At 59.8% G+C, this 4,334-nt stretch carries 4 protein-coding genes; 1 reads left to right on the forward strand and 3 read right to left on the reverse strand.

Annotation, left to right across the window (positions count from 1 at the left end; translation table 11 throughout):
• The 3 genes from AC1XOS_RS20160 to AC1XOS_RS20170 all read right to left on the reverse strand — a co-directional run.
• The coding region (locus AC1XOS_RS20160) for a sugar phosphate isomerase/epimerase family protein (protein WP_481964008.1) at window positions 1-617 on the reverse strand (617 nt) is incomplete at its 3' end.
• Between the two features lie 22 nt (window positions 618-639).
• Window positions 640-1,032, reverse strand: coding sequence for a hypothetical protein (locus AC1XOS_RS20165; RefSeq protein ID WP_481964009.1), 393 nt, complete (start codon window positions 1,030-1,032; stop codon window positions 640-642).
• 146 nt (window positions 1,033-1,178) lie between these two features.
• Window positions 1,179-2,942 carry a glycoside hydrolase family protein gene (locus AC1XOS_RS20170; RefSeq protein ID WP_481964010.1) on the reverse strand — a complete coding sequence of 588 codons (1,764 nt, stop codon included), beginning with the start codon at window positions 2,940-2,942 and terminating at the stop codon, window positions 1,179-1,181.
• 101 nt (window positions 2,943-3,043) lie between these two features.
• Between AC1XOS_RS20170 and AC1XOS_RS20175 the strand changes: the two genes are divergently transcribed.
• Window positions 3,044-4,334, forward strand: a 1,291-nt coding sequence (locus AC1XOS_RS20175) for a S10 family peptidase (protein WP_481964011.1), incomplete at its 3' end; no start/stop codon positions are given.

Genomic DNA, 4,334 nt, shown 5'->3' on the forward strand with positions numbered 1-4,334 from the left:
CAGTGGATATGGCGGATCAGCGGCGCGAGTGTCTTTGCCATCTCCAGCGGGTCTTCGCCGACGGCCAAGGGGTTGCCTGCATCTAGACACACGCCAAAGGCCACGTGCTCGCCGGTCTTTTCGTAGAGCCAGAGAAAGTCCGATGTGTCGGCGTCTTGGTGGTTCTCAAAGGCAAGCGAGAGTCCCAGAGTCTCGGCGAGGGGAAGGAGCTCTCGGATGCGCTTTGCCAGCGCGTCGCGCCGCGCCAGCCAGCCGCCCGGCCCTAGCTTGCGACGGTCACCACATAAAATCCCCGAGAGGGTCAAGCGCACCACTTTCGCACCCGCCGCCGCTGCTTTTTTAAGATATGCCTCTGCGCTCTCCATCTCTAGAACGCTCACTGCCTCCACGACAAGGCGCAAATTACGCTCCTCTAAAACATCCCGGAGCGCTTCGCCGGAGAGCTCGGCAGGCAGAGGAATGTCTACGCCCGCAAGGTTTCGGGTCTTGGCAGCATCAAGCAGCCCCAGCGGCGCGAGGGGGTTCGGGTTGGGCGTGCCATCTTTGGTAGGCAGGTAGCCCAGCACGTGCGGCAGGGCATAAGCAGTCAGCGCAAAGGGAATCGGAGAAGTCGGCATACGAAATTGTACCCTGCCGAGCCTACTCGTCCCGGCGGCTCTTGATATGGCGGGCGCAGACGAAGTGCAAGATGGCAAGACAAGCCGCCCCGATACCCCAGAGCAGTACGCCCAAGAAGCCAGGAGCATCCCGATTGCCACATCCTACCAGTATTCCCAGAAGTAGCAGGCTGATCAGAAGCCAGCAGAGAGCAATTGTGTACTGACAGGCACTCGCAAGCTGCCGAGCTCCTCGCAGGAGCGTGAACACACTCAAGAAAGCCACGAGAGCGAGCGCTCCCATGACAACATTAAAGGGATCGTCTTTGACACCCAGCAGGATACTCGCCACCAGCAGGCCGCCGTAGATGAGGCACAAAACGGCAGCGATCCACTCCAGCAGCGAGAGACGGGCACGTCTTGGTTGTGGCTCCATGGTCTACTTTACCATTTTCCTATCATCGCCGATTGAAATCGGCGTCTGCAATGGCGTTCCGCCACAAAGCCCGTGCCGGGCTAGAGAGTTGGTAGCCCGGCACGGGCTTCGCGGCTGAGGGACGAAGCCACTGCAGACGCCTCATTCTATGGGGCGGATGACGGCGCGATAACGGGAAACTCCGCGACCCGGAGGAGTGTCGAGCCGTAGGGAACGAGCGTGATTTCCTCCGCAGGCGTCGTGACCGCAACGGGGGATTGTGGCAGCGGCCCGGCGGCGTGTTTTTCCAGCCCCCACTCAGGCACGCGGTGCCCCGTCGCTTTGATCGTCAGTGTTTCTTTGTCCAGCACCAGCGGCTTGCTCAGATCAAGCGCATAGTTCCACGGCGTGGTCGGGTGCACCTCGCGATCCGCCCACGGCTCCGGGCCATCCGGGCGCACGTCCTCTCCGATCTTCAGTCCAAAAAGAAGCGGCCCGACATAGACTGAGACCCCGCCGCTGGGGCGCGTTTCGGTATAGGCATCAAGAGGAGAATGATACATTTCGGAATGAACCTGGAGCGTAATCGGAGCTAATGTCGTGAGTGTCACGGTTTTCTGGGTGATGGATTTGCCCACGCCAAAGGTTGGTATCGGCAAGTGCAGGTCGGTGCTTCCACGTATTGCTCGAATCGTGACTGTATCGCCGTAGGGATAATCGGTTTCGACCACAAATGCGACGGCTTCGGTTGAGACTGTGCACGGGGCGAGAGAGAGAGCGGCAAGACTGCCATCGGGACACTGCATCCAGAGATGGCTCGTCAGCTTGGGCCAACCTTGATGGAAATTCGCGGTGCAGCAGCCAAAGTTAGGCTCTAGCCCGAAGAGATTGGAGCGTGGCCCGTTGGTCGTGAAGATCGTCTCCTCTTTGGTTTTGGAGTCCGTGCAGAGAACTTGGTTTACTTGTTGATCGTACTGGTGTCCCCACATATCGTCGGTGAACGTGGCAGAGAGTGCATTGTAGGCAATCCGCTCGAAACGAAGGGCATCAAAGACATCTCCGTTTTCTGCGAAACGCAGCTCCAGAGAAAACATAGCTTCGACCACGGCGCAGAGTTCAGTACCTTGCGACGGAGAGAGGCCCGCCAATGACTCATCGCCGCTGAATATTCCATTCGCTTGTCCATGGAACTTTATGAGCTTGCCGAAGCCATTGGGATTGTTACCTGGACGGTAAAGCGACTCTTTGAGGGCCATTCCATGGTTGACGACATGGTTCTCCAGTGTCCATTTCGTTGCGCGCTCCGTGTGCTCGAAGTTCTCGAAGTGCGCTTGCCAGTTGTAGCCCTGCTCGGCGGTGAGTAAAAGCAGCTCATCCAGCCACGCTTCGCCGGTTTGCTCTCTCAGCCATTTGATTGAGATCGCCAGCTCCATCCAGCGCATCTTGGCCCAGTCCCAGAGCGGGGTTTCGCGCATCACTTCGTGGATGCGCCGCATCGCCTTGAGCATCGCGGGGACGATGCGCGGGTCATTTGTCGCTTCGTGCCACTGGGTGAAGACTTTAAAGAGAATAAACTGTGGCCAGGGATCGTTCTGGCGTGCGCCGTGGCTCTCGTTGGCGGTGCGCGGCCCAAACCAGCCGTCGTCGTGCTGGCCTGCGAGAATTATCTCTATCCACTCGGTCGCCACCCCGATTAGTCGCTGGTTTTGGAGCAAAAAGGCCAGTGGGACGAAGCCATCGAGCCAGTAGGGGACACGCTCCCAGCCCTCAGCGCTCCCGCCGCGCCACTGGCTGTCTTTGATGTCCGGCCAGAACTCGTGCAGGTGCCCGCCCAAACCATCGGCCTGGGTCTGGAGCTGTTTTCGGAGCCAGCCCGAAGGAAGAATCACCCCCAGTGGCAGGGGCCTAGCAAACGGCGACGTGGTGCTCATGAACCTATTGTAGCCCCTCTTCCGGCGACGAAGGAGCAAAAATGGGAAGAGGGGTGGCGAGGAACGAGCCGGGGAGATGGCAGACTAGGTATAATCCCGCCATGAGCGACGAGAAAAAGCCCGATGAGGGCGCAAAAAAGAGTGAGTTTGTCGAAGAGACGCCGGTCGTCACGCAGCATGAAGTGGTGCTGGGTGGGAAAACTATCAAGTACTCGGTGACAGCGGGGCGGATGCCGCTGAAGAACGCCAAGGACGAGATCGAGGCGCAGGTCTTCTACATGGCCTACACCAAGGATGACGACCGGCCCGCGAAAGAGCGCCCGCTGCTGATCTCGTTTAACGGTGGGCCAGGCTCGTCGAGCGTCTGGCTGCACTTAGGCACCATCGGCCCCAAGCGTGTCGCGCAGCTCCCCGATGGCAGCCTGCCCCCGCCGCCGTATGCTGTTGAGGACAACCCGCACACCTGGCTGGAGCAGTTCGATCTGGTCTTTATCGACCCGGTGGGGACGGGCTTCTCGCGGGCAAAAGACGATGAGACGGCCAAGAAGTTCTGGGGTGTCCAGGGCGATATCGAGAGCCTTGGCGAGTTTATCCGGCTCTTTATCACCCGCAACAAGCGCTGGAGCTCGCCACTGTACATGGTGGGTGAGAGCTACGGCACCACGCGTGGCGCGGGCCTGGCGGGCTATCTGGCCGACAAGGGAATCGCGCTCTCGGGGCTGCTGCTGATCTCCACCGTGCTCAACTTCCAGACCCTGCGCTTCGCGCCCGGCAACGACCTGCCCTTTATTCTCTACCTGCCGACCTACGCCGCGACCGCCTGGTACCACAAGAAGCTGGCTAAAGTGATCCTCAACCGGCCCGTCGAGAAGCTGATCAAGGATGTGGAGGCGTTTGCCTTTGGCGAGTACGCCACCGCGCTACTGAAGGGCGATAGATTGCTTCCTAAAGAGCGTGCCAGGCTGCTCACGACTCTCGCCACCTACACGGGCCTCTCCGAAACCTACCTGGACCGTAACGACCTGCGGATCGAGCACTGGAGCTTCTGTAAAGAGCTGCTGCGCGAGCGCGGCGTGACGGTGGGCCGCCTCGACAGCCGCCTGACGGCGCAGCAGGGCAACGAAGGCAGTGCCCACCCCGACTTTGACCCGTCACACGCCGCGATCTCACCGGGCTACACGGCTTGTTTCAATAGCTACGTCCGTGAGCAGCTCGGCTACGAGTCTGATTTAGAGTACAGCATCCTCGGCGGACTCTACGGCAAGTGGAACTGGGGCGAGGGCAACAGCTACACGGATACCGCAGGCGCACTCAAGTCCGCGCTGACAAAAAATCCCTACATGAAAGTCTTTGTCGCGCAGGGGTTTTATGATCTGGCCACGCCCCATGCCG

This window comes from Armatimonas sp. (genome assembly GCF_964826245.1).

What these genes read in the sequence shown, in the direction of transcription:
- AC1XOS_RS20165 (WP_481964009.1), bottom strand. Translation starts at nt 1,032, where the DNA reads ATGGAGCCACAACCAAGACGTGCCCGTCTCTCGCTGCTGGAGTGGATC.
- AC1XOS_RS20170 (WP_481964010.1), bottom strand. Translation starts at nt 2,942, where the DNA reads ATGAGCACCACGTCGCCGTTTGCTAGGCCCCTGCCACTGGGGGTGATT.